This window comes from Enterobacter sp. BIDMC 30 (assembly GCF_000534355.1).
In the GTDB taxonomy this organism is placed as follows: Bacteria; Pseudomonadota; Gammaproteobacteria; order Enterobacterales; family Enterobacteriaceae; genus Enterobacter; species Enterobacter ludwigii.
In genome coordinates this window covers 1,700,186-1,724,068 of record NZ_KI973169.1, presented here as the reverse complement: position 1 = coordinate 1,724,068, position 23,883 = coordinate 1,700,186, and the positions used below count along the sequence as shown (strand labels likewise).

The window sequence follows — 23,883 nt, the reverse complement described above, 5'->3', positions numbered from 1 at the left end:
ACGGCCCTTTTTTTTTACTTCAAAAACTGCACGGCTTTATCGGGGAAATCGGTGAACAGCCCGTCCACCCCGGCCTGGTTATACAGCACGTCGTACAGCTGGTTGACGTCCGTCGCATAAGCCGGTAGCTGGTCCGCACGCACCGTATACGGATGAACCTGCATATGACTGGCGTGCGCCTCTTTCACCATTGCCGTCAGCTTGACGTGGCCTGGCGTTGAGCCTTCCGCCACCAGCATATGGTAATCTGGTCCGATACCGTCGGCGTACTGCGCGATCTGTTTCATTGCGCCCGGCTTAAACATCCAGTCGTAGTTGTAATTCATCCACGTGCCGTCGGGCTGTTTCTCCTGAGTTTCATTCCAGTCGGTGTAGGCAATCAGCTGTACCAGATTGAGATCCATCCCTCTCTTTGGCGCCAGCTCGGTTTTGATGCGCTTCAGCTCAGCGGCGTCAAAACATTGCAGATAGACTTTGTCGCGCTTGCTGGTGTAGCCGTACTTTTTCAGCACGTCCAGCGTCTTCGCGGCAATGTCCTTCCCTTCCTGATGGTGGAACCACGGCGCTTTTATCTCCGGGTAGATGCCGATGTTTTTCCCGGTTGAGTGGTTCAGTCCCTGCACAAACTCAATCTCTTCTTCGAAGGTATGAATGCGAAAATCAGATTTACCCATCGGGAAACGTCCCGGATAGACCTGCACCTTCTTGCCGTTTTCAACCTCGAAGCCCTCGGTAAACTTCAGCGAACGAATCTCATCCAGCGTAAAGTCAATGGCGTAGTAGCGACCATCTTTGCGGGCGCGGGCCGGGAAACGCTCAGCCACGTCCGTCACGCGGTCAAGATAGTGGTCATGAAGGACGACCAGCTGATCGTCACGGGTCATCACCAGATCCTGCTCGAGATAATCTGCCCCCTGCGCATAGGCCATCGCTTTTGCCGGGAGCGTGTGCTCTGGCAGATAGCCGCTTGCGCCGCGATGGGCGATAACCATTTTCTCGTTAGCCAGCACTGAGCCTGTCATCAGGCCCGCCAGCAGCAGGCCCGTTGCTACGTAAGTTAATTTCATCAGCCTTCTCCTTATTGACGACGCGCCTGCATTTCGGCGTGATGACGTTTTTCACCAATCATCACCACAATCAACAGCAGCACCGCCAGCACGCTACCGCCAATCATCACCATAAAGCCGCCGTCCCAGCCGAAGAAGTCAACGGTGTAGCCCACAATGGCGCTCGCCGCGACCGAACCGCCCAGGTAACCGAACAGACCGGTAAAGCCGGCTGCCGTACCTGCCGCTTTCTTCGGTGCCAGCTCCAGGGCATGCAGACCAATCAGCATCACCGGGCCGTAAATCAGGAAGCCGATGACGATCATACAGGCCATATCGACTGACGGGTTACCCGGTGGGTTGAGCCAGTAAACCACGGTGGCAATGGTCACCAGCGTCATAAAGAAGACGCCCGTCGCACCACGGTTACCCCGGAACACTTTGTCCGACATCCAGCCGCAAATCAGCGTCCCCGGGATCCCGGCGTACTCATAGAGGAAGTAAGCCCAGGAGGATTTATCCAGCGCGAAATGCTTCACCTCTTTCAGATAGGTAGGTGACCAGTCGAGGATGCCGTAACGCAGCAGGTACACGAAGACGTTGGCCACCGCGATATACCACAGCAGTTTGTTGGGCAGGACGTACTTCATGAAGATCTGTTTGGCCGTCAGCTCTTCTTCATGCTGCTCGCTGTAATCATCCGGATAGTCGTTTTTGTACTCTTCAATCGGCGGCAGGCCACAGGACTGCGGAGTGTCACGCATCAGGGCGAAAGCGATAACCGCCACCAGAATGGCACCAAAGGCAGGCATATAAAGCGCGGCTTTCCAGTCGTTAAACCACGCCATCCCCAGCAGGAACAGCAGAGGTGGAATACCGCCACCGACGTTATGCGCGCAGTTCCACACCGACACGATGCCGCCACGCTCTTTCTGCGACCACCAGTGCACCATGGTGCGCCCGCAAGGCGGCCACCCCATTCCCTGGAACCAGCCACAGAGGAACAGCAGCACGAACATCACGGCGATGCTGGAGGTTGCCCATGGCACAAAGCCCATGAACAGCATCACCGCTGCCGCCAGGATCAGACCCGCAGGCAGGAACACGCGTGGATTCGAGCGATCGGACACTGAACCCATGATGAATTTGGAAAAACCGTAGGCGATAGAGATCCCCGACAGCGCGAACCCCAGATCGCCACGAGAAAAGCCCTGCTCCACCAGATACGGCATGGCGAGCGCAAAGTTTTTACGTACCAGGTAGTACGCCGCGTACCCGAAGAAGATCCCCAGGAAGATTTGCCAACGCAGACGACGGTATAGCGGATCAATTTCTGCCTCTGGCAGACGCGCCCGATGCGGCGCAGGTTTGAAGATACTGAGCATGACAGCCTCCGTGGCCAGGTATTGAATTTACAGGGGTTTAACTGCCCCACACTCCAGAGAGGCGGCGATGTTAAGAAATCACGGTGATTGTTACTGTGAATCAACGCACAAATTGTTACAGAAATATGACAATGTGCGCAGAAAAGCGCATGGAATCACGTTTCACTTTCGAATTTCGTTCGTTTATGTTCGAAATCAAACAAACCACAGTTTTGATGTGGCTAAATGGTAAAAAACGAACACAGAGGGATAACAATGACAATTCACGATCCTCGCTACAGCGATGTGATTATCATTGGCGGTGGCGCGACCGGCGCCGGCATCGCACGCGACTGCGCCCTGCGTGGGCTGAGCGTCACGCTTCTGGAGCGCCATGACATTGCGACGGGCGCAACCGGGCGCAATCATGGCCTGCTGCACAGTGGTGCCCGTTACGCGGTGACCGACCCCGAATCCGCGCGGGAATGCATTGCTGAAAACCAGATCCTCAGACGCATTGCCCGCCACTGCATTGAACCGACCAACGGTCTGTTCATTACGCTTCCCGAAGACGATCTCTCATTTCAGCCAACCTTTGTGACCGCCTGCCGCGCTGCAGGGATTGAGGCTGACGTCATCGACCCCGAACTCGCGCGTCGCCTGGAACCGTCTGTCAACCCGGCCCTTATCGGTGCGGTGAAGGTCCCGGACGGCACGGTTGACCCTTTCCGCCTGACCGCCGCGAACATGCTGGACGCCCGTGAACACGGCGCACAGGTTCTGACCGGGCAGGAAGTGATCGGGCTTATCCGGGAAGGGAACCGCGTCTGCGGCGTACGTGTTTTTGATACGCAGTATAAGGAGCATGGCGAACTGTACGCCGCCGTGGTGGTCAACGCGGCGGGGATCTGGGGGCAACGCATCGCGGAGTACGCCGAGCTGTCTGTGCGCATGTTCCCGGCAAAAGGCTCGCTGCTGATCCTCGACCACCGCATTAACAACCACGTGATCAACCGCTGCCGCAAACCTTCTGATGCCGACATCCTGGTGCCGGGCGATACCATTTCGCTTATCGGCACCACCTCAACCCACGTGGACTATAGCGAGATTGATTACAACCGCGTGACCGCCGACGAGGTGGATATCCTGCTGCGCGAAGGGGAAAAGCTGGCCCCTGTGATGGCGCAGACCCGAATTCTTCGTGCCTATGCCGGCGTGCGCCCTCTGGTGGCGAGCGATAACGACCCGAGCGGGCGCAACGTCAGCCGTGGCATCGTGCTGCTCGACCACGCCGCGCGCGATGGTCTGGACGGGTTTATCACCATCACCGGCGGCAAGCTGATGACCTACCGCCTGATGGCCGAGTGGGCAACCGATGCCGTCTGCCGCAAGCTGGGTAATAGCGAACGGTGTGTGACTGCAGAGCAACCTCTGCCCGGCTCGCGTCAGTCCACCGAGAAAACGCTGCAAAAAATCATCTCCCTTTCCGCCCCCCTGCGCGGTTCCGCCATCTATCGCCACGGAGACCGCACGCCGGTCTGGCTGGGGGAAGGACGGCTGAGCCGTAGCCTGGTGTGTGAATGCGAAGCCGTCACGGCGGGTGAAGTGCAATACGCCGTGGAGAATCTGACCGTCAACAGCCTGCTTGATTTACGTCGGCGCACCCGCGTGGGCATGGGCACCTGCCAGGGTGAGCTGTGCGCCTGCCGTGCCGCCGGGTTGTTACAACGTTTTCATACCACCACTGCCACCCAGTCGCTGGCACAACTCAGTGATTTCCTGAACGAACGCTGGAAAGGTATTCAGCCTGTCGCCTGGGGTGATGCCCTGCGTGAAAGCGAGTTTACCCGCTGGGTCTACCAGGGGCTGTGCGGTCTTGAGAAGGAGCAACAGGATGAAATTTGATACCGTGATTGTCGGTGGTGGGCTGGCGGGTCTGCTCTGTGGTATCAGGCTAACGAAGCAGGGGCTGCGCTGCGCCATCATCACCCGGGGCCAGAGCGCGCTGCACTTCTCGTCGGGTTCGCTGGATCTGCTGGATGAGGCGTATCGCGATGCCCTGCCGCCAGAGCATCCCTATAACCTGACGGGCAGAGACACCGTCGACCGCTTCGCCCATGAAGCCGAAACCCTTCTGGCCGAGTGTGGCGCACGGCTGCAGGGTAACGCCCGGAAAAATCATCATCGGGTTACCCCGCTCGGCACCCTGCGCTCTGCCTGGCTCAGCCCGGAAGAGGTGCCTGTTGCCCCCTTCAACGCAGGACGGGTCCTGGTCGTGGGTATTAGCGGTTTTCTTGATTTCCAGCCCCACCTCGCTGCGGCATCGCTCTGTCGCCAGGGCGTGAACGCACAAACGGCTGAGATAGAGCTTCCTGAGCTTGACGTCCTGCGCGACAACCCGAGCGAGTTTCGCGCGGTGAATATTGCCCGTTTTCTCGACAACGACGATAAATGGCCGCTGCTGTATGCCGCGATCCGGCCGCTTGCCGAAGGTTGCGATACGCTGTTTATGCCCGCCTGCTTTGGCTTAAGCGACAACCGGCTCTGGCGCTGGCTCTCGGATCGCCTGCCCTGCTCGCTTGGCCTGCTGCCGACGCTTCCCCCTTCTGTCCCCGGCATTCGCCTGCATACCCAGCTTCAGCGGCGGTTTATCGCTCAGGGTGGCGTGTGGATGGCGGGTGACGAGGTGAAAAAAATCACCCTGACGGATGGCTCGGTGAGCGAAGTCTGGACGCGTAATCACGCTGATATTCCGCTTCGCGCGCGTTATACAGTGCTGGCAAGCGGCAGTTTCTTCAGCAACGGGCTGCTGAGCCGTCGGGACGGCATCCAGGAGGCCATTATGGGACTGGATGTCCGGCAAACGCCCTCCCGCGCGGACTGGTATCAGAGTGATTTCTTCACCCCGCAACCCTGGCAGCAGTTCGGCGTGATTGTCGATAAGCAACTGCACCCGCAACTTTCTGGTCAGCCGGTCAGTAATCTCTATGCCATTGGCTCTCTTCTGGGGGGATACGATCCTATCGCTCAGGGTTGCGGCGGCGGGGTCTGCGCCATCACGGCGCTGTATGTGGCAGAGCAAATTGGCCAGCGCATGGAGGCTGAGCAATGAACGATACCCGGTTTGAAAGCTGCATCAAATGCACAGTTTGTACCACCGTCTGCCCGGTCAGCGGTGTGAATCCGCGCTACCCGGGCCCGAAACAGGCCGGGCCTGACGGCGAGCGCCTGCGTCTGAAAGACGGTGCGCTGTACGATGAGGCGCTGAAATACTGCATCAACTGTAAACGTTGCGAAGTGGCCTGTCCGTCGGACGTGAAGATCGGCGATATCATCCAGCGAGCCCGCGCGCGTTACAGCACGCAAAAGCCGTCCCTGCGCGATGCGATCCTGAGTCACACCGACCTGATGGGCAGTGTCTCCACGCCTTTTGCCCCGCTGGTGAATGCTGCAACGTCTCTCAAGCCGGTGCGAAAACTGCTGGATGCGACGCTGAAGATAGACCACCACCGCAGCCTGCCAAAATACTCTCACGGTACCTTCCGGCGCTGGTATACATCCGTGGCAGCGGAACAGGCGCAGTACACTGATCAGGTCGCGTTCTTCCACGGCTGCTATGTCAACTACAACCACCCGCAACTGGGAAAAGATCTGCTGAAGGTACTCAACGCGATGGGGACCGGCGTGCAGCTCCTGAATAAAGAGAAGTGCTGCGGTGTGCCGTTGATTGCCAACGGTTTTACCGATAAGGCGCGCAAACAAGCCAAAAGCAACGTCACGTCCCTGCGCGAGGCCATCGTTGATAAAGGAATTCCGGTGCTGGCCACCTCGTCCACCTGTACCTTCACCCTGCGTGATGAGTATCCGCACCTGCTGGACGTGGATAACACCGGTCTGCGCGAGCACATTGAGCTGGCGACGCGTTTCCTGTGGCGCAAACTGGACAGCGGGCAGACGCTGCCGCTGCGGGAACTACCGCTGAAAGTGGTGTATCACACACCGTGTCATATGGAGAAAATGGGCTGGTCGCTCTATACGCTTGAGCTGTTGCGGCTCATTCCGGGGCTGGAGCTGACGGTGCTGGACTCGCGCTGCTGCGGCATCGCGGGCACTTACGGCTTTAAGCGAGAAAACTACGAAACGTCACAGGCGATCGGCGCCCCGCTGTTTCGCCAGATTGAAGAGAGCGGCGCAGATATCGTGGTCACCGACTGCGAAACCTGTAAGTGGCAGATAGAGATGTCTACCAGCAAGCGCTGCGAGCATCCGATCACTCTGCTGGCGAAGGCGCTGGGCTAAACCGTGCCGGGGCAAAACGCCCCGGCAAAGGCATCACTCAACAAACAGCGATTCGACAACATTAATCCAGCCGTGCTCGCTGGCCACCTCTTTACCCTTCAGCCAGCGGCGCAGCATGTTCAGCGCCATCATGGCGCAGACCTCCTGACGTACCGCCAGACTGTGGCGGGTAATGCTCATTTTAACCCGCAAAGCATACGTGCCTTCCGGCGTCGCCAGCGCAAAGTTGAGATGTTCCTCATCCAGCCCCCCCACAAACAGCGCCAGGCCAGCAAAATGTTTCACTCTTCTTTCCGAAGCCCAGCGCGCGGTCTGCGCCAGCGTTTCCTGCTGGAACGGCACCACTTCACTGGCCAACAGCGGCGCACTGGCGCGCGACAGCTGTAGCGCCAGCAGGCCGCCGGTGAACTGTTCGCTTAAGGTCACGCTCAGCTGCCGAGACTGCAGATGTGACGCAATCTGCGCCGGCAGCCCCTCGGTGCCTTCAAAGATCAGGCTTTCACCGGCCACGCGCTGCACCTCCGGCCAGAGCGCCAGCATCGCCGCCTTCTCTGAGGCCGGCCCTGTCAGCTTGAGTTCAATGATAGGCATGGAGGAGCGGTAGCCCATTGAGACACCGGGTGGCAGGGAGAGATGATCAAGACTCTGGGCCAGATCGCTTTCGGAACGGCCAAACGTGGTCAGACGCAGGCAGAGCGGAGGCTCAGGCAGGGTAAAACGTTCGCGAAGGCGCGGCAGGATCTGCTGCTCGACCATCACTTTAAATTCTGACGGTACGCCCGGCGTGAAGAACATCAGGCAGCGGTTCAGCGTAATGGCAAACCCACACGCGGTACCCACGGGGTTATCGACCAGTTCGGCGCTGGCGGGAATTTCCGCCTGCTTGCGGTTGCTGGGAGCCATAACACGGCCACGTTCGGAGAAGAAACGCTCCATCTGTGCCAGCCACTCTTCATGCAGCACCAGCCCTTCACCTTTTGCGGTCGCGGCGGCCAGGGCGCTGAGATCGTCGCTGGTGGGACCGAGCCCGCCGTTCACAATCAACACGTCGGCGTGTTCGCTACGCTCACGCAGCACATTCACCAGTGACTCAAGATTGTCGCCCACCGTATTGCGGCGCGTTAACGGTAATCCTTGCTCAAAGAAAAGATCGGCAAGCCAGGCAGCATTGGTATCAATAATTTGTCCATGCAGCACTTCGTCGCCGGTGGATAACATCTCCACGTTAATCATTGTGTTCTCCCGCTTATATGGTCAAAACACTATAGCGCAAATGGATGTCGGGAGAAGAGTGAAACTGGCGCGACAGAATGCCGCGCCGGCGTGATTAGAACCCTGCGCTGACCCCCACGTACGGGCCGTCAGCCAGTGCGTTGTCGCGGTTGCCGTCTTTACCCGCCAGGTTCAGATAGCGATAGCCTGCTTCAATCGTAATCGGACGCATGATGGTCCAGCGCGCGCCCGCGTTGGCTTCTTCATAGCTGTCGATACCGCTGGAGAGCGAATCCGGTGAGTAGTAATACTCGCCGAACAGGCCGAAACTATCGCCAATTTTCCACTGCAGGCCGCCGCCTACCGCCGCCGCGTAACCTTCATCACCGTCGTTCGGGTTAGTGTAAATCCCCTTACCGCCCACGGTGGCCAGGAACGGGCCAAGCGGAATGTTCAGACCCAGACCGAGGCTTGCCGCATCGCCATCGTCATCGTTATGTGTCCAGCCGCCGGTCATCGCCAGACCGGAGGTCTCGGTCCCAAGGCCAAAGCCGAGGTGAGTATAATCCTGACCCGCCGAGCCGTTGAAGCTGATGGCGTTCGCCGCCGAAGAAACAACCATCAGGCCTAAGCCCACTAATGCCACTTTTTTCATTGTCGTGATCCCGCACAATTTTATAGAGAAGTCCCAAAACCGCGAGATTTTAACCTGAGTCGCCCGGGGATCAAGCACTCTGCGTGCGGCAGACAAGTAGTTTGTAACGATTTGATACCCGGTGTTTTTTTACGTGAGCAGCAGAAAACGCATTTTAACGCTCAGGCCACCCAGCGTTTCGCTGCGCGTCAGCTGCAAAGGACTTCTGTGCAGACGGGCAATATCAGCGGCCAGCGCCAGCCCGATCCCTGACCCGGCGGCATCTCCGACGTTATCCAGCCGGTGGAAAGGCAGCATCGCCTGCTGGATCTGGTCCTCTTCGATGCCCGGACCACTGTCCTCCACGCTCAGCTCAACGGCGCCCTGGTCTGTTCGCAGGAACACGGTCACTGTCCCTTCTGCAGGGGTATATTTGATCGCATTCTCCAGCAGGTTGGCGCACAACTCCCCCAGCAGCACGTCATCGCCTTCGATCATGACCGGCTGCTGCAGACCGTCATAGCCCAGGTCAATCGCTTTACTGCGCGCCTGCGCCAGCCGTGAGAAGCAGCAGTTTTGCACCACCTGAACCAAATCCACCGGCGCAAACTGGCCCTCCCCCTGCTCCTTACGCTTCACCGCGGAAAGCTGCAGCAGCCGTTCGGTCAGTACAATGGTGTCATCCAGGGTCGCATTCATTGCCCGCAGGCTCTCCTGCCAGAGGGCGGGATCCTGACGCGTCAGGGCAACGGAGACCTGGGTTTTCAGCACCGCCAGCGGGGTTTTGAGCTGATGCGAGGCATCCGCGTTGAAGCGTTCCTGACGCGACAGCACGCCGCGCAGCCTGTCGATATAGCGGTTGAACGCCACAATCAGCAGCCGGGTCTCAGACCAGGGCAACAACTCCGGCAGCGGCGCGAGCAGGCCAGGATCACGGCGCACCATCAGCGAAGAGAGCTGGCGCATTGGGCGCAGTACGCGACGCAACAACCACGCGGTCAATACCAGGGTCAGCAGCACCAGCAATCCCTGAGAGACCCATGATGAAAAGAGCAACTGACTGGCGAGATAGCGGCGGGACTGGAGCGTCTCCGCGACATAAATCTCCGCCATGCCGACGATATTCCCTTCATTGACGGGCTGCAGCAGACGCGCGACACGGATCGCCTGCCCGCGGTATTCGGTGTGATAAAACCAGGCCAGCGCCGGATAGAGCGTGGTACGGGATGTTGCCGGGGGCATCCGGGGGAGATCGTCATAGCCGGAGATCACCCGCCCGTCGGGATCGACCACTTTATAATAGAGCCGGTCGTTCATATTGAGTTCAAAGCTGTCGAGCACCACCCAGGGTACATTCACGCCCAGCCTGCCGTCGTGAACCTCCAGCCGCTCCGATATTGTTCGGGCAGAGGATAACAGCGTGCGGTCGTAAGCCTGCGTGGCCGCCTGCAATGCGCTGACATAGCTGTTAAATGCCGACAACCCCCACAGCAACAGCAACGGAAGCCCAAGAAACAGCAGCAGTTGCAGGTAAAGCGACTGCGGCTTAACCCACCTCATCGCCGCACTCCAGCACATAACCCAGTCCGCGAAGGGTGGTAACCCTCACGCCGCTACCGCTGAGCTTTTTGCGCAGACGATGAATATAGAGATCGATACTCTCCGGGCTAACGTCGTCATTCAGGCTAAACACCTGATCGAACAGCTGCTGTCGGGAAACGGGCCGGGTCCGGCGATGCATCAACACCTTCAGTAGCGACAGTTCACGCGGCGTGAGCGACAGAGGCTCGTCGCGCAGCAGGAAAAAGCCTTCGTCGTCATATTCCAGCTCCCCAAGGCGCTGACGCTCCTGCGTTCGCCCTTCGCTTCTGCGCAACAGGGCGCGCAGCCGCGCGTCAAGCTCCTCCAGCTCAAACGGTTTCGGCAGATAATCATCCGCCCCGGCGTTGAGCCCTTTCACCCGGTCCGCCACGTTGCTGCGCGCGGTGAGAAACAGGACGGGCAGCGTCTGACCGCGTTTACGCAGACGATGCACGACCTCCAGACCGTCAAAGCCGGGCATTCCGATGTCCAGGATGGCAACCGCATAGCTTTCTCCCTGCAGCAGATGGTCGGCGGCGCGCCCGTCAGAAACGCAGTCCACGGCAAAGCCCTCCTGCACCAGCGCTTTCTCCAGCCAGTGAGCCAGCTCACGATTATCTTCCGCGAGTAAGAGACGCATATCACATCCTGTAAAGTTGGTGTCGCATTGAAAGGGAAATGAAAGGTTATTGTTTTAACAATCACGCAACGGAACCGCTACAAGGTGGTTCACATAATCAGAAAAAAGACCCGTACCCGTACTCCCGGAACTCCGGCGTGAGGATAAACGATGAAAAAACAACTACTTTCGACTCTTGCTGCAAGCGTATTGATGATAAGTGCCTCTGTCGTTCAGGCGCAGGATGCCCCGTCCCGCACCGAGTGCATCGCGCCGGCGAAACCCGGCGGCGGTTTCGATCTCACCTGCAAACTCATTCAGGTCAGCATGCTGGAGACCGGCGCTATCGCAAAACCCATGCGCGTGACCTATATGCCCGGCGGTGTGGGTGCCGTTGCGTACAATGCGATTGTCGCGCAACGCCCTGCGGAAGCCGGCACGGTGGTGGCTTTCTCCGGTGGCTCGCTATTGAACTTGTCTCAGGGGAAGTTTGGCCGCTACGGCGTGGATGACGTGCGCTGGCTGGCAACCGTCGGTACCGACTACGGCATGATTGCCGTGCGCGCGGATTCACCCTGGAAATCCCTGAAAGACCTGCTGACCGCCATGGAAAAAGATCCGAACAGCGTGGTGATTGGTGCCGGTGCCTCCATCGGCAGCCAGGACTGGATGAAAGCCGCCCTGCTGGCACAGCAGGCGAAGGTTGATCCTCACAAGATGCGCTACGTGGCGTTTGAAGGGGGCGGCGAACCGGTGACGGCGCTGATGGGAAATCACGTTCAGGCGGTATCCGGCGATCTCAGTGAAATGGTGCCCTACCTGAACGGCGATAAAATCCGCGTGCTGGCGGTCTTCTCTGAGAACCGCCTGCCGGGCCAACTGGCGAACGTCCCTACCGCAAAAGAACAGGGTTATGACCTGGTCTGGCCGATTATCCGCGGTTTCTTCGTCGGGCCAAAAGTGACCGATGCCGAATATCAGTGGTGGGTCGAAACCTTCAATAAACTCCAGCAGACCGAAGCGTTTAAAAAGCAGCGCGATCTGCGCGGGCTGTTTGAGTTCAACCTGAGCGGCAAACCGCTGGATGAGTACGTCAAAAAACAGGTCAATGACTATCGCGAACAGGCGAAAGCCTTTGGTCTTGCCAAATAACCGGAGGCGGTATGAGCGATCGTATTTTTGCCGGGATTTGGCTGCTGCTCTGCGTCGGTGGGATGTTCGTCGCCTGGCAGATCCACAGCGAATACAGCTATGAACCGGTGGGGCCGCGCCCCTTCCCGATGGGCATTGTTGGACTGATGCTGCTCTGCTCGGTGGCCCTGCTGCTCCGTCATCCGGATACCGTAGAGTGGCCACCGCGCCGTATTCTGCAGCGTCTGCTGGTGATGGTCATCGTTCTGCTGATGTACGCCTGGGGTTTTGAGTGGCTCGGCTTTCCGGTGGCAACCGCCATCCTGACGATGGTGATCGGCATGCTGTTTAACGCCACCCTCCCGGCGGCGGGGATTTCCGGCGCGGTAATGGGGATCTTGCTGTGGTTTGCCTTTGACCGCCTGCTGGATGTGACCTTACCGCTCGGCGCATGGTTTAATTAACGGAGCACGCTATGGATACCTGGATTTATCTCTCGCAGGGGTTCGCCGTGGCGATGACCCCGGAAAACCTGGTGATAGCCCTGATCGGCTGCTTTGTCGGGACCATTGTGGGTCTGCTGCCCGGCCTTGGGCCGATTAACGGCGTTGCCATTTTACTCCCGCTGGCGTTTGCCCTGCATCTGCCTGCGGAATCGGCGCTGATCCTGCTGGCGACGGTGTATATCGGCTGTGAATATGGCGGGCGAATTTCCTCCATCCTGCTGAACGTGCCCGGCGATGCGGCGGCCATTATGACCGCGCTGGATGGCTACCCGATGGCACGGCAGGGTCGCGGTGGCGTGGCGCTGTCCATCTCCGCAGTCAGTTCGTTTTGTGGTTCGCTGATTGCCATCGGCGGTATCATTCTGTTTGCCCCTGCGCTGGCCCAGTGGTCGCTGGCGTTTGGTCCGGCAGAGTATTTTGCGCTGATGGTCTTTGCCATCGCCTGTCTCGGCAGCATGATGGCGCAGAATCCGCTGAAATCGTTTTTGTCCGCGCTGATTGGCTTAGGGTTAGCCACCGTCGGCGTGGATGCCAACACCGGGGTTTATCGCTTTACCTTTGACAGCGTGCACCTTTCCGACGGCGTGCAGTTTATCGTGGTCGTGATTGGCCTGTTCTCGGTCTCTGAAATTTTATTGATGCTGGAGCATACCAGCAGCGGACAGACGCTGGTGCGTAAAACGGGCCGCATGCTTTTCAGTGCCAAAGAGGGCGCACAGTGTATCGGCGCGACGCTGCGTTCGTCGGTGATTGGCTTCTTCGTCGGCATTCTGCCAGGGGCCGGGGCCACCATCGCCAGCGCCATCACTTACATGACCGAGAAAAAGCTCAGCGGCAACAGTGACAGCTTCGGCAAGGGCGACATTCGCGGGGTAGCGGCACCAGAGGCTGCGAATAACGCCTCGGCCTGCGGTTCGTTTATCCCGATGCTGACCCTTGGCGTGCCGGGCTCGGGCACCACGGCGGTGATGATGGGCGCGCTGACGCTCTATAACATTACGCCAGGACCGGCCATGTTTACCGAGCAGCCGGATATTGTCTGGGGGCTGATTGCAGCGCTGCTGATCGCCAACGTGATGCTGCTGGTCATGAACATTCCGCTGATTGGTCTGTTCACCCGGATGCTGACAATTCCCCTGTGGTTCCTGGTGCCGGCTATCGCGGCCGTCTCTGCGGTGGGGGTGTATGCGGTACACAGCACCACTTTCGATCTGGTGCTAATGGTGCTGCTTGGCGTACTGGGCTACATCCTGCGTAAGATGCACTTCCCGATGTCGCCGCTGATTTTAGGCTTTGTGCTGGGAGAGATGCTGGAGCAGAACCTGCGCCGCGCCTTGTCCATCAGCAACGGCAATATGTCTATTCTGTGGGACAGCAGCGTGACGAAGGTGCTGTTAGCGATGGCCATTCTGGTGATTGTGGTTCCGCCGGTATTGCGTCTGCTGCGTCGCCGCCAGCGCAAACCGGCACCGGATATCGGTTGATTATCCTTTCAACAGACGGGCGACCCACTGTTTTAATGCCTGGCGGGAGATCTTAATCCCGCCATTTTTAAGCTCTGCCGGCAGCATCAGCCAGTGCACTGGCTGCTCAAAGCGCGCCAGTTTACCCTGTACCCACGCCGGGAAGCCGGTGATATCGGTTCCCGGTTCACACTCCACCACCGCCACCGGACGCTGACCGAACTCGGCGTCATCGAGTGGGACGATAAACGCCTGGTTTATCTGCGGATGGCGGGCAATAACCCGCTCAAGGCTTTCCGGCTGGATCCCTTCGCCCCCGCTGAAAAAGAGGTTGTCCATTCGGCCAAGGATCGTCAGGCGCCCGTCATGCCATTCCCCGCGATCGCGGGTGGCAAACCAGCCCTGAGCATTGGTCAGCGGAATCAATGCACCGTCCCGCCAGTAACCTGCGGCCATACTTTGCGCTTTGATCCACACTTCACCGTCAACCACCCGCACCTCTCTGCCCGGCAACGCAGCGCCGACGTCCGGTTCACCGTCTGCCTCTTTGGCACAAACCGTTGAGGCAAACTCCGTCAGACCGTAGCCACAGAAAGTGCGGATCCCCCGCTGGCTCGCCTGCTGAGTCAGGTCAACGGGGATCGCGGCCCCGCCAAGCAGTACGGCTTTCAGCGCGACAGGCTGGTGTGCATTAAGCAGACGCCAGAGCTGCGTCGGTACCAGTGAGGCATGCGTACAGCCCTGCAGGGCCTGCGCCAGCGGCTGCTTCTCGCGGACGGTTAAGCGCGCGCCAGCCTGCAGCCAGCGCCACAAAATCCCCTGCCCGGAGACATGAAACAGCGGCAGGGAGAGCAGCCAGTCGTCTTCATCGCCGTAGGGCATCAGCGAAAGCACGCCGCGCGCACTGGCAAGATGGGCGGCACAGGTATGGACCGCCGCCTTGGGTAAACCGGTTGAACCGGATGTCAGCGTCATGGAAGCCAGCCGCGACGGTTGCCACGCCACGCGACACCCGCCCGGCGCCTCGCGCATACTGAGTGCCACCAGCCCGTCGTAGACGCCGTCCAGCACCAGGGCAAAGCGCAGCGTCATCTGCGGGAGCAACACGTCCAGCAGCGGATGCGGCAGCTGCGGGTTAACGGGAAGAATACGTGCCCCGCACTGAAGCAATGCCAGCCACGCCATCAGGGTTTGCGGGTGATTATGCGCCAGCAGCAGTACGCCGTCGCCCTCCTGCACACCCTGCAGCTGAAAGCCCGCGGCCAGTCTGTCGATGCGCGCACACAGCTGTTGCCAGCTGAGCGTCTCATCGTTCAGCCTCAGGGCCGGTTTATCAGCATACTGCGCGCACCAGTGTCGCCACGGCCAGTCGGTAAAACTCATAGCAACGGCTCCAGCCCCTCAACGTCAAGGAGCGGCAGCGTGCTGTCTGGCCACGGTCGGATAAGCTGATTTTGCATCAGGTTCAGCGTATCGAGACCGGGGACAGTGTCTGGCGTTAACCAGGCGGCAATGCGCGCCAGTTGGGTTAGCCCCAGGCTGGACTCAATCGAAGAGCTAATGACCGCCGTCAGCCCGGCGGCATGGGCCGCCGCGACCTGCTCACGTACCTTAGCAAGGCTGCCGGTCAACGTCGGTTTAATGACCGCCGCGCGGACACCCGGTTCGGCGACAAACGCAAAGCCGTCTTCACGCAGGCTTTCATCCCACGCGATGGCAATGCCGGTTTCACGGGCAAACGCCCGGGAATCGTCGCGGGTTTTACACGGCTCTTCCAGAAACGCGATGCGACTGCGGTACGCCGGGTTTACGTACTTCGCGAACTGCTGCGCCTTCAGCGGCGTCCAGGCGCGGTTAGCATCCAGACGCAGATGCAGGTCGGGCAATGCTTCCAGTAAGAGGTTAGCGACCATCCCATCGCGCACCGCTTCATAGAGACCGACTTTGATTTTCGCCACTTTCTCGCCCGGCATGGCGGCGAGCAGCGCAAACAGTTCATCCGGATCGCCCGTACAGAGCGGTGCCGCGCGGTAATTAGCCTCTGCAGGCAAGCTACCGTCCAGCTCCGCCAGCGCGCAGCTAATACCAAAAGCCGCGGAAGGCACCTCCGGCAACGCCGGGTTCGCGCCCTCACGCCACTCACTGGCCCACGCCAGCAATACCGCCTGCGCGTCATCCAGCGATTCAAGGCTAAAACCCGGCAGCGGCGAAATCTCGCCCCAGCCTTCCTGCTCCCCCTGCTGCAGATGCACCAGCATGCCATCACGGGTTTTTAACCGCCGTTCACGCAGCACCACGCCCGCGTCCATCGGTATCTGCCAGCGGTAAACCTGCGCGCGACGCATTACGGATTCCGTTTATATTTGCTGAAGTCAGGCTGGCGTTTTTCGTTAAAGGCGTTGCGACCTTCCTGCCCTTCTTCGGTCATGTAGAACAGCATGGTGGCGTTACCTGCCAGCTCCTGCAGACCTGCCTGACCGTCACAGTCGGCATTCAGGGCCGCTTTCAGGCAGCGCAGCGCCATTGGGCTGTTTTGCAGCATTTCACGACACCAGCGCACGGTCTCTTTCTCGAGGTCGGCAATTGGCACCACGGTGTTCACCAGGCCCATATCCAGCGCTTCCTGAGCAGTGTACTGACGGCACAGGAACCAGATTTCGCGGGCTTTTTTCTGACCGACAATGCGAGCCATGTAGGAAGCCCCCCAGCCACCATCGAACGACCCCACTTTCGGGCCCGTCTGGCCAAAGATGGCGTTCTCTGCGGCAATGGTCAGGTCACACATCATGTGAAGCACATGGCCGCCGCCGATGGAGTAGCCTGCCACCATCGCCACCACCGGTTTTGGACAGGTGCGGATCTGGCGCTGGAAATCGAGCACGTTCAGGTGGTGAACGCCAGAGTCATCCTGGTATCCGCCGTAATCGCCGCGCACTTTCTGATCGCCACCGGCACAGAATGCTTTTTCACCTTCGCCGGTCAGGACGATAACACCGATGTTGTCGTCATAGCGCGCGTCTGCCAGCGCCTGAATCATCTCTTTGACGGTCAGCGGACGGAACGCGTTACGCACCTGCGGGCGGTTGATGGTGATTTTGGCAATGCCGTCTGCGGATTTGTGGTAACGAATGTCGGAGTAACCTTCGGAGCAGTCTTGCCATTCAACCGGCGCATAGAGCATGTGTTCATCAGGATAGATCATAGAGAGTCCTTTATTCGAAGACGCAGTATCTGAGCCAGACTCGCAGCAACCGCAGCGGGGTTTTCCCGGTGGGCGTTGTGTCCGGCATGGGGAATCGCATGGCGTACGGCGTGCAGTTCAGCCGCAAGGGCTTTGAACTTCTCATCACGTTCACCATATAAATAATCAAAAGCGACGTTGCAGGCGCTCAGTGCCGGACGCAAATCAGGCTGCACGGCCAGCGAGGTGGCCTCGAGCATCATCGCCAGATTCGCGCCATTGTTCTGGCTACGCAGGCGAATAAGCGCCTGCCGCTGAACGTCCGTCAGGGAAGCAAATACGGGTTGTCGGTACCAGTCGGTGAAAACCACGTCGAGCGATTCGGTGCGAAAGCGCCGCGCCCAGCGGCGATCGGATGCCAGCCGCGCACTCCGCTCACCGGCATCCTGTAGCCCGGGATGGCCGCCTTCCACAATAATGCCCTTCAGCCCCTCTGGCTGCTGGCAGGCATGGAACATCGCAATGCGGCCGCCGAGGGAGTACCCCACCAGCCAGAAATTCAGTATGTTGTAACTAAGCAGGGTTCGGGTCAGCAAATCGCTCATCTCCTCGAACCCGGTCACGCCAGTATTGCCGGAACCACCGTGCCCCGGCAGGTCGAGATACAGCCGCGGGTAATCGCCCAGCGCCGCCCCGACCGTCTGCCACTCGCGGCAATCCCCGGAAAAACCGTGCAAAAAGACCAGCCAGGGATAACCTGGCTTTCCAGCCTGCTGCACGCCCGCGAGGATCACAGGTGGCTTACCTGGGCCAGCAGGCTTTGCAGTTTCTGCGCGCCGTCAGCATCGTTCACCACCAGTTCGATCAGCGTCGCACCGGGCTGTCGCCAGGCGCTGCTCAGGGCCGCATCAAGCGCTTCCCAGCTTTCCGGGCGATGGTATTTCAGGCTGAACATTGCCGCGGCGTGTTCAAACTGCACGTTCTGCGGCATCAGATAGAAACGCTCACGTTCGCTCTGCGGGGTGGGCAGCAGGGAGAAAATCTGTCCACCGTTGTTGTTAACCACAATCAGCACAAACGGTGCCGAAACCTGACGCAGCAGCGCCAGGGCATTGAGGTCGTACAGCGCGGAGAGATCGCCAACGATCGCCAGCGTAGACTTCGCGCTGGCACGCTGTACGCCCGCCGCCGTGGAGATCAACCCGTCAATGCCGCTGGCCCCCCGGTTACTGTAGACCGGGTAACCGGCTGGCAGCTTTGAAAAGGCATCTATCAGGCGAACCACCAGGCTGTTGCCGACAAACAGCTGCCCCTGCTCGGGCAGATACTGACGAATACGGTGTGCCAGCCCGGCCTCACTGAACGTTTCGCAGCTCGCCTGGGTTAACGCCCAGGCCTGTTCCGAAAGCGCCGGGATCGCAACGGCCCAGGGCTTGCGTTTTTCAGCTGGATGGAGCGCAAGCCAGGCATCAATCTCACTGACCAGACGACGACCACGATGGTGTGCCGGGTCGAGCCGCCCTTCCAGCGAGTCCACCAGCCAGTACTCTTCTGGATCACAGGTAGCCTGCCACTGCAGTAACCGTTTGCCGGTCAGGCTTGAGCCGAGCTGGACAATAATCTGCGCCTGCGCAAGCTCGGTGACCGCCTTCGCATTCCCCAGCCAGAGATCGGCACACGGCAGCGGCTGACCGGTCTGGGAAAGCACGTCGCCAATCAGCGGCCAGCCAAGGGTTTGCGCCCATTCCGCAACCAGCTTGCCTTGCGCGGCGCTCATGCGCCCGGCAACCACCACGCCACGCTTCTGCCGCCAGAAGAACCAGTCACGTTGTCTGGCGCTTTCAGGATGCGGTTGTGCACGCAGCCACGGCTTTTCACTTTGCCACCATTCCCCCAGGGTGCGCTGCCATTCAAGACCGGTGTCATCCATTTCGCCATACAGCGGTTCGGCAAACGGACAGTTAATATGCAGCGCCCCGCTGCGCAGTGTCCCGATGGCATGATCGATTGTCGAGACCAGCCAGCTTGCCGGAATATCCTGAGTAGGACGCGGTAGCGCGATTGCCTGTGAAGGGTGCGAGGCAAAGATGCCCGGCTGACGAATGGCCTGGTTGGCGCCACAGTCGATAAGCTCGGGGGGACGATCCGCGGTCAGCAGGATCAGTTTCTCCCCGGTTAATCCGGCTTCGATCAGCGCCGGATAGAGGTTTGCCACCGCGGTACCGGAGGTCACAATCACCGCCACAGGCTCGTTGCTGACTTTCGCCAGCCCCAGCGCCAGATGGCCAAGCCCGCGTTCATCAAAATGAGTGTGGTGAATAAATGCCCGGTTTTCAGCGGCCGCCAGCGTCAGCGGGGTTGAACGAGAACCCGGTGCAATACACACGTGCCTGACGCCATGGCGAGTCAGGGCTTCAAGGATCACCGCCGCCCAGCGTCGGTTAAAAGAACTTACTGACATGAGATTGTCCGGTATCAAGAATGCGACACAGTATAAATAATAGAAAAAATTGGAATTTTGATATGAATCGGGATTGCGCGAATCAGTCTTAATCCCTTAGGAGCAGAGAGCGCAGTCCGGCTGCTTTGTTTTCTATCTCCTGCCACTCCTGCTCCGGGTCAGAGCCGCTGACAATTCCTGCCCCGGCGTACAGCCGCAGGGCGTCTTCGTAAACACGGGCAGAACGCAACGCCACGCAGAACTCGCTTTGTTCAGGGGATAAATACCCGGCAGAACCTGCGTACCACTCGCGGTCGAACGGCTCGTTGTGGTAGATAAAGTCGCGCGCCGCCTGACGCGGCAGGCCGGCGACGGCCGCCGTGGGCTGCAGAACATGCAGGCATTGTGCATCGTCAGCGTGTTTGAGCTCGGTCCAGATACAGCGACGCAGATGCTGTACTTTACGCAGCCGTACAACCTGGGCGGGCAGCACCTCCAGCGTCTGGGTATGGTGCTGGAGCCGCTGGCAAATATCTTCCACCACCAGCATATTTTCTCGCTGATTTTTGTCGTCGTTCATCAGCCAGTCGCCCAGCCGTTCAGCCTGTTTATCATCGGTATGGCTGGCGACGGTGCCTGCCAGCGCTTCCGTGCGCAGCAGCTTGCCGCGTCTGCGCCACAGGCGCTCGGGGGTCGAGCCGAGAAACGCGTTGCTGGCATCGAACACCATGCAGAAATGGTAGCAGTTCAGGTTCAGGGCGCGGCTGGCAGCCATCAGTGCGACGGGGTTAACAGAGTGCTTAAACTGCAGGTCGGTTGCCCGGGCGAGCACCACCTTTTCAAAATCACCGCGTGCGATGGTCTGGGTTGCCTTGCGGATAAGGCGCAGCCATTCGGGTTGTTCCGGATGATGCTTTTCCTGCACAACCTCAACGGACAACGGACGAATGGGTCTCGCCTCACCGAGCTGCTGGAGAAAATCCAGCGCGGCGCGGGCATCATCGTGAAGTGAACTGTCGCTCCACAGCTGCAGGCGTAACGTGGCCTGTCCGGCGGTACGTCGCCACAGCAGACGCGGTAAAAACAGACTGCCCTGCTCGGGATTAAACGCATTCAGGCCGCAGATACGCGTGTCGCGGGCCGCATCATGCGCCTGCAAAAACTGTGAGGCACATGCCAGAGAGGAGAAATGCGCGACGGCACCAAGCGCAGCAAGTTCTTCATCACCGTTACGCTGTTGCCAGTAAAACTGAGGATAGCAATGCTGAACACCCAGCCAGGCCAGGGGATCGAAGGCGTCGTTTAACGGGAAAGAGACGTCGAAGTGATGTAAACCGGGTGCAGTGGGTAACGCTTGCGTAAGCTGGCTACGCAGATGCTCCAGCGCGGTGGAAATCGAATTCACGCGAACCTCTCCCTGTTAAAACCGCATATTATACGGGGTACTGACCATAAATAGCAGTACCCACGTATAGGGAGTGGTTAACCGTATAAGGAACGTTAACGTCGGGCTAAAAGCAGCCCCAGCACCAGTCCGACAGCTGCCCCTACCCCGATGCCTTGCCATGGTTTTTCATGGACGTAATCATCGGCACGGTATACCGCCTTTTTCGCGCGGTAGTAGTAATTGTCCGAAGCATGGCTGACGCGATTTTTAACAGCATCCAGCGCTTTTTCGGCACGGGCTTTCAGCTCAATATATTTCTGATCGGCAGGGTCGCCCGACGAACGTAACACCTCTTCCAGCGTTTCGCTCAGCAAGGCCAGGTCGTCATCGATACGGGTATCCCAGGATTGAAATGACATATTTTTCTCCATGTTAGTACACCAGTCCGCTAACTATAGCCAACGACTCGCCATTACGCCTGTTTCGCTTCCCGCGCCATGCCGATGTGTGGAATACCGTCCTCATCGTACACGTCCGTCACGGGGGTAAACCCAAAATGCCCATAGAACGGTTGCAGGTGCGCCTGCGCGCCCAGATATAACGCCTTGTCCGGCCACTGTTTTTGGCACGCTTCCAGCGTTTTTTCCATCAGCTGATAGCCCAGTTTTTCACCACGCGCGTTGCCGCTGATAATCACGCGACCAATCACGACAGGCTCAAAATCGTCTTCGCTTTTCAGAATCCTCGCATACGCCACCAGCGTGTTGTCCCGCCAGCCAAGAATATGGCGATTCTCGCCAATAAGATCATCGCCATCGATATCCTGATACGGGCAGGTTTGTTCAACAACAAACACTTCGCAACGCAGTTTAAGCAGCGCGTAAAGTGACGTTACCGTGAGCTCACTATGGTGTAAATCTTGCCACTGAATCATGTCAGTCTCCTTCCTGGGTTCATCACGTTATACTAAACCCCTCCCCGTTCGGCAAAGGGCTGATTACGTTATGGAACTGATTTTTCTCGGTACGTCCGCTGGAGTGCCAACCCGATCACGAAATGTGACCGCGATTCTGCTGGATTTGCAGCACCCGACGCGGGGTGGATTATGGCTTTTTGACTGCGGTGAAGGGACGCAGCATCAGCTGTTACATACCCCGTATCATCCCGGCAAACTGGATAACATTTTCATTACCCATCTGCATGGCGACCATCTGTTTGGCCTGCCTGGCCTGCTGTGCAGCCGCTCAATGGCGGGCAATGCCAACCCGCTGACGATTTACGGGCCTGCGGGTATTCGGGAATTTGTCGACACCACGCTGCGCCTGAGCGGCTCATGGACAGATTATCCCCTGGAGGTGGTGGAGATAACCGCCGGTCTGGTGCTGGATGACGGGGTTTATCGGGTGACAGCCCAACCCCTGAGCCATCCGGTGGAGTGCTATGGTTATCGCATTGAGGAGCAGGATAAACCCGGCGCGCTCAATGCGTCGGCGTTACTGGCCGACGGAATAAAACCCGGGCCGCTGTTCCAGCGCCTGAAGCAGGGCGAAACCGTGACGCTGGAAGACGGGCGCGTCATCAACGGGCAGGATTACCTCGCCGCCCCGCAGCCCGGGAAAAAACTGGCGATTTTTGGCGACACGGCCCCGTGCCCGGCGGCGTTGCTGCTGGCACAGGGTGTGGATCTCATGGTGCATGAAGCCACCCTCGAGGCGGCGATGGAAGAGAAAGCCAACAGCCGGGGCCATAGCTCTACGCACCAGGCGGCGCAGCTTGCGCATGACGCGGGCGTCGGGAAACTGATCGTCACCCATGTCAGCTCGCGCTACGATGCCCGGGGCTGTGAACGCCTGCTGGCAGAGTGCCGTGAACGGTTCCAGGAATGTGAGCTGGCCGAAGATTTCGCTAAGGTCAGCGTTTAGTCCTTCATTTTTCTCTCAGAGTGCCGATAACGATTAAAAGGTCAGCATTTCTCTCGAGGGTAGAATGGATAATTTCCAGAAAGATATTGATGACAGGGCGAATCTCACCCTGTCGAACCGTTTTGAACTGTTGCTGTTCCGTCTTGGCACCTCTCTGAACGCAAATAAATCCGAGCTGTTTGGCATTAACGTCTTTAAGCTGCGTGAAATTGTGCCGATGCCAGAGTTCACGAAACCCGCCGGGATGAAATCACCGCTGATGGGCATGGTGAATATTCGCGATCAGGTTATCCCGGTAATCGACCTGGCTGCCGTGGCGGGCTGTAAGCCAACCACCGGGCTGAACATCCTGCTGATCACGGAATATGCCCGCAGCGTGCAGGCTTTTGCGGTGGAATCCGTTGAGAACATCATGCGTCTTGACTGGAAGCAGGTGCACGCGGCGGAAACTGCCGTCAGCGGGCGGTACATCACCAGTATCGCTTGTCTGGATGAGAAGACCGATACCAATGAGCTGGCGATGGTGCTCGACGTTGAGCAGATCCTGTATGACATCACCCCGGCCAACCACGACCTGCATGCCACGGATCTGAAGACCACGAAATTCCACATCAAGCCCGGTGCCGTCGCGATTGTCGCCGAAGACTCTAAAGTGGCACGCTCGATGCTGGAAAAAGGTCTGCAGGCGATGGAGATCCCGGCGCAGCTGCATATCACCGGCAAAGACGCATGGGAGAAAATTAGCGTGCTGGCGGCGCAGGCTCAGGCTGAAGGTGTGCCGATTACCGATAAGATTGCACTGGTGCTGACCGACCTGGAAATGCCGGAGATGGACGGCTTTACTCTGACGCGTAAAATCAAAACCGACCCGCTGTTGAAAGATATTCCGGTGGTGATCCACTCTTCCCTCTCCGGCAATGCTAACGAAGATCATATTCGCAAGGTGAAAGCCGACGGTTACGTGGCAAAGTTTGAACTCAATGAACTGTCGTCAGTCATTGAAGAAGTTCTGGATCGGTCAATGAAGAAGATTGACGGTCCGCTGATTAGCCGTAAACAGCTGGCTTAACTTTCAGCAGGCTCACGCCTTCCCGACAG

Annotated in this window: 22 protein-coding genes; 8 read left to right on the top strand and 14 right to left on the bottom strand. The window is 58.7% G+C overall.

The genetic code is table 11. The annotated features are described in order from the left end of the window. Positions 1–14: 14 nt before the first annotated feature. Together glpQ and glpT are read right to left on the bottom strand one after the other, a co-directional pair. The gene (glpQ, locus tag L466_RS14105; RefSeq protein ID WP_032680570.1) at positions 15–1,067 is read right to left on the bottom strand and encodes a glycerophosphodiester phosphodiesterase; all 1,053 of its coding nucleotides are present in this window, start codon (positions 1,065–1,067) and stop codon (positions 15–17) included. A gap of 11 nt (positions 1,068–1,078) precedes the next feature. After that, on the bottom strand, positions 1,079–2,431 hold the full coding sequence (gene glpT, locus L466_RS14110) for a glycerol-3-phosphate transporter (RefSeq protein ID WP_020883160.1): 1,353 nt from the start codon (positions 2,429–2,431) through the stop codon (positions 1,079–1,081). Positions 2,432–2,686: 255 nt separating this feature from the next. Between glpT and glpA the strand changes: the two genes are divergently transcribed. From glpA to glpC, 3 genes are read left to right on the top strand one after another with little or no spacing between them, the layout of a single operon-like run. Continuing rightward, positions 2,687–4,315, top strand: coding sequence for an anaerobic glycerol-3-phosphate dehydrogenase subunit A (glpA, locus tag L466_RS14115; protein WP_032680569.1), 1,629 nt, complete (start codon positions 2,687–2,689; stop codon positions 4,313–4,315). Next, on the top strand, positions 4,305–5,522 hold the full coding sequence (gene glpB, locus L466_RS14120) for a glycerol-3-phosphate dehydrogenase subunit GlpB (RefSeq protein WP_032680567.1): 1,218 nt from the start codon (positions 4,305–4,307) through the stop codon (positions 5,520–5,522). Before glpA ends, glpB begins: the two co-directional genes overlap by 11 nt. After that, positions 5,519–6,709 (top strand): anaerobic glycerol-3-phosphate dehydrogenase subunit GlpC, encoded by a 1,191-nt coding sequence (glpC, locus tag L466_RS14125; protein WP_020883157.1) that lies wholly within the window; start codon positions 5,519–5,521, stop codon positions 6,707–6,709. The genes glpB and glpC overlap by 4 nt, the downstream gene beginning before the upstream one ends. Before the next feature lie 33 nt (positions 6,710–6,742). Here glpC and L466_RS14130 read toward each other — a convergent pair whose 3' ends face one another. From L466_RS14130 to tctD, 4 genes are all read right to left on the bottom strand, one after another. Continuing rightward, complete coding sequence (locus L466_RS14130) at positions 6,743–7,942, bottom strand: nicotinamide mononucleotide deamidase-related protein YfaY (RefSeq protein WP_014170973.1); 1,200 nt, start codon at positions 7,940–7,942, stop codon at positions 6,743–6,745. 94 nt (positions 7,943–8,036) lie between these two features. Further along, a complete protein-coding gene (locus L466_RS14135) occupies positions 8,037–8,576 on the bottom strand; it encodes a YfaZ family outer membrane protein (RefSeq protein WP_020883156.1) in 540 nt (179 codons plus the stop codon). Between the two features lie 129 nt (positions 8,577–8,705). Next, entirely contained in the window at positions 8,706–10,115 is a 1,410-nt protein-coding gene (locus L466_RS14140; protein WP_020883155.1) for a sensor histidine kinase, read from the bottom strand. Then, the gene (tctD, locus tag L466_RS14145) at positions 10,102–10,776 is read right to left on the bottom strand and encodes a transcriptional regulator TctD (RefSeq protein ID WP_014170976.1); all 675 of its coding nucleotides are present in this window, start codon (positions 10,774–10,776) and stop codon (positions 10,102–10,104) included. Before tctD ends, L466_RS14140 begins: the two co-directional genes overlap by 14 nt. A gap of 150 nt (positions 10,777–10,926) precedes the next feature. Here tctD and L466_RS14150 point away from each other — a divergent pair, with 150 nt between their 5' ends. Genes L466_RS14150 through L466_RS14160 form a run of 3 tightly spaced genes read left to right on the top strand, consistent with a single transcriptional unit; the run spans position 10,927 to position 13,876 of the window. Next, complete coding sequence (locus L466_RS14150) at positions 10,927–11,907, top strand: Bug family tripartite tricarboxylate transporter substrate binding protein (protein WP_014170977.1); 981 nt, start codon at positions 10,927–10,929, stop codon at positions 11,905–11,907. Positions 11,908–11,918: 11 nt separating this feature from the next. Further along, entirely contained in the window at positions 11,919–12,350 is a 432-nt protein-coding gene (locus L466_RS14155) for a tripartite tricarboxylate transporter TctB family protein (RefSeq protein WP_020883153.1), read from the top strand. 11 nt (positions 12,351–12,361) lie between these two features. After that, the gene (locus tag L466_RS14160; protein ID WP_014170979.1) at positions 12,362–13,876 is read left to right on the top strand and encodes a tripartite tricarboxylate transporter permease; all 1,515 of its coding nucleotides are present in this window, start codon (positions 12,362–12,364) and stop codon (positions 13,874–13,876) included. On the opposite strand, the gene menE is transcribed toward L466_RS14160, so the two are convergent. The 8 genes from menE to L466_RS14200 form a co-directional block, all read right to left on the bottom strand. Beyond that, positions 13,877–15,238, bottom strand: coding sequence for an o-succinylbenzoate--CoA ligase (menE, locus tag L466_RS14165; RefSeq protein ID WP_032680565.1), 1,362 nt, complete (start codon positions 15,236–15,238; stop codon positions 13,877–13,879). Then, positions 15,235–16,200 carry an o-succinylbenzoate synthase gene (gene menC / locus L466_RS14170; protein ID WP_032680564.1) on the bottom strand — a complete coding sequence of 322 codons (966 nt, stop codon included), beginning with the start codon at positions 16,198–16,200 and terminating at the stop codon, positions 15,235–15,237. The genes menE and menC overlap by 4 nt, the downstream gene beginning before the upstream one ends. After that, a complete protein-coding gene (menB, locus tag L466_RS14175; protein ID WP_014170982.1) occupies positions 16,200–17,057 on the bottom strand; it encodes a 1,4-dihydroxy-2-naphthoyl-CoA synthase in 858 nt (285 codons plus the stop codon). The genes menC and menB overlap by 1 nt, the downstream gene beginning before the upstream one ends. Beyond that, positions 17,054–17,830 carry a 2-succinyl-6-hydroxy-2,4-cyclohexadiene-1-carboxylate synthase gene (menH, locus tag L466_RS14180; RefSeq protein WP_032680563.1) on the bottom strand — a complete coding sequence of 259 codons (777 nt, stop codon included), beginning with the start codon at positions 17,828–17,830 and terminating at the stop codon, positions 17,054–17,056. Before menH ends, menB begins: the two co-directional genes overlap by 4 nt. Next, positions 17,827–19,497, bottom strand: a complete 1,671-nt coding sequence (gene menD / locus L466_RS14185; protein WP_032680562.1) for a 2-succinyl-5-enolpyruvyl-6-hydroxy-3-cyclohexene-1-carboxylic-acid synthase — start codon at positions 19,495–19,497, stop codon at positions 17,827–17,829. The genes menH and menD overlap by 4 nt, the downstream gene beginning before the upstream one ends. Before the next feature lie 88 nt (positions 19,498–19,585). Further along, on the bottom strand, positions 19,586–20,881 hold the full coding sequence (gene menF, locus L466_RS14190) for an isochorismate synthase MenF (protein ID WP_032680560.1): 1,296 nt from the start codon (positions 20,879–20,881) through the stop codon (positions 19,586–19,588). 95 nt (positions 20,882–20,976) lie between these two features. Continuing rightward, entirely contained in the window at positions 20,977–21,282 is a 306-nt protein-coding gene (gene elaB, locus L466_RS14195) for a stress response protein ElaB (protein ID WP_032680559.1), read from the bottom strand. 53 nt (positions 21,283–21,335) lie between these two features. After that, positions 21,336–21,797: a GNAT family N-acetyltransferase gene (locus L466_RS14200; protein ID WP_032680558.1), complete on the bottom strand. Its 462-nt coding sequence runs from the start codon at positions 21,795–21,797 to the stop codon at positions 21,336–21,338. Positions 21,798–21,867: 70 nt separating this feature from the next. Between L466_RS14200 and rnz the strand changes: the two genes are divergently transcribed. Together rnz and L466_RS14210 are read left to right on the top strand one after the other, a co-directional pair. After that, a complete protein-coding gene (gene rnz, locus L466_RS14205; protein WP_032680557.1) occupies positions 21,868–22,785 on the top strand; it encodes a ribonuclease Z in 918 nt (305 codons plus the stop codon). Positions 22,786–22,849: 64 nt separating this feature from the next. Further along, the gene (locus L466_RS14210) at positions 22,850–23,854 is read left to right on the top strand and encodes a chemotaxis protein (RefSeq protein WP_014170989.1); all 1,005 of its coding nucleotides are present in this window, start codon (positions 22,850–22,852) and stop codon (positions 23,852–23,854) included. The last annotated feature ends 29 nt before the right edge of the window (positions 23,855–23,883 follow it).

Bases quoted from the DNA above. Each gene is read 5' to 3' on its own strand.
- glpQ (WP_032680570.1), bottom strand. From the start codon at position 1,067: ATGAAATTAACTTACGTAGCAACGGGCCTGCTGCTGGCGGGCCTGATG.
- menD (WP_032680562.1), bottom strand. From the start codon at position 19,497: ATGTCAGTAAGTTCTTTTAACCGACGCTGGGCGGCGGTGATCCTTGAA.
- elaB (WP_032680559.1), bottom strand. From the start codon at position 21,282: ATGTCATTTCAATCCTGGGATACCCGTATCGATGACGACCTGGCCTTG.
- rnz (WP_032680557.1), top strand. From the start codon at position 21,868: ATGGAACTGATTTTTCTCGGTACGTCCGCTGGAGTGCCAACCCGATCA.
- tctD (WP_014170976.1), bottom strand. From the start codon at position 10,776: ATGCGTCTCTTACTCGCGGAAGATAATCGTGAGCTGGCTCACTGGCTG.
- L466_RS14135 (WP_020883156.1), bottom strand. From the start codon at position 8,576: ATGAAAAAAGTGGCATTAGTGGGCTTAGGCCTGATGGTTGTTTCTTCG.
- glpB (WP_032680567.1), top strand. From the start codon at position 4,305: ATGAAATTTGATACCGTGATTGTCGGTGGTGGGCTGGCGGGTCTGCTC.
- menB (WP_014170982.1), bottom strand. From the start codon at position 17,057: ATGATCTATCCTGATGAACACATGCTCTATGCGCCGGTTGAATGGCAA.
- L466_RS14150 (WP_014170977.1), top strand. From the start codon at position 10,927: ATGAAAAAACAACTACTTTCGACTCTTGCTGCAAGCGTATTGATGATA.
- L466_RS14155 (WP_020883153.1), top strand. From the start codon at position 11,919: ATGAGCGATCGTATTTTTGCCGGGATTTGGCTGCTGCTCTGCGTCGGT.
- glpA (WP_032680569.1), top strand. From the start codon at position 2,687: ATGACAATTCACGATCCTCGCTACAGCGATGTGATTATCATTGGCGGT.
- menC (WP_032680564.1), bottom strand. From the start codon at position 16,200: ATGCGTCGCGCGCAGGTTTACCGCTGGCAGATACCGATGGACGCGGGC.
- glpT (WP_020883160.1), bottom strand. From the start codon at position 2,431: ATGCTCAGTATCTTCAAACCTGCGCCGCATCGGGCGCGTCTGCCAGAG.
- L466_RS14140 (WP_020883155.1), bottom strand. From the start codon at position 10,115: ATGAGGTGGGTTAAGCCGCAGTCGCTTTACCTGCAACTGCTGCTGTTT.
- L466_RS14130 (WP_014170973.1), bottom strand. From the start codon at position 7,942: ATGATTAACGTGGAGATGTTATCCACCGGCGACGAAGTGCTGCATGGA.
- L466_RS14210 (WP_014170989.1), top strand. From the start codon at position 22,850: ATGGATAATTTCCAGAAAGATATTGATGACAGGGCGAATCTCACCCTG.
- L466_RS14200 (WP_032680558.1), bottom strand. From the start codon at position 21,797: ATGATTCAGTGGCAAGATTTACACCATAGTGAGCTCACGGTAACGTCA.
- menE (WP_032680565.1), bottom strand. From the start codon at position 15,238: ATGAGTTTTACCGACTGGCCGTGGCGACACTGGTGCGCGCAGTATGCT.
- L466_RS14160 (WP_014170979.1), top strand. From the start codon at position 12,362: ATGGATACCTGGATTTATCTCTCGCAGGGGTTCGCCGTGGCGATGACC.
- glpC (WP_020883157.1), top strand. From the start codon at position 5,519: ATGAACGATACCCGGTTTGAAAGCTGCATCAAATGCACAGTTTGTACC.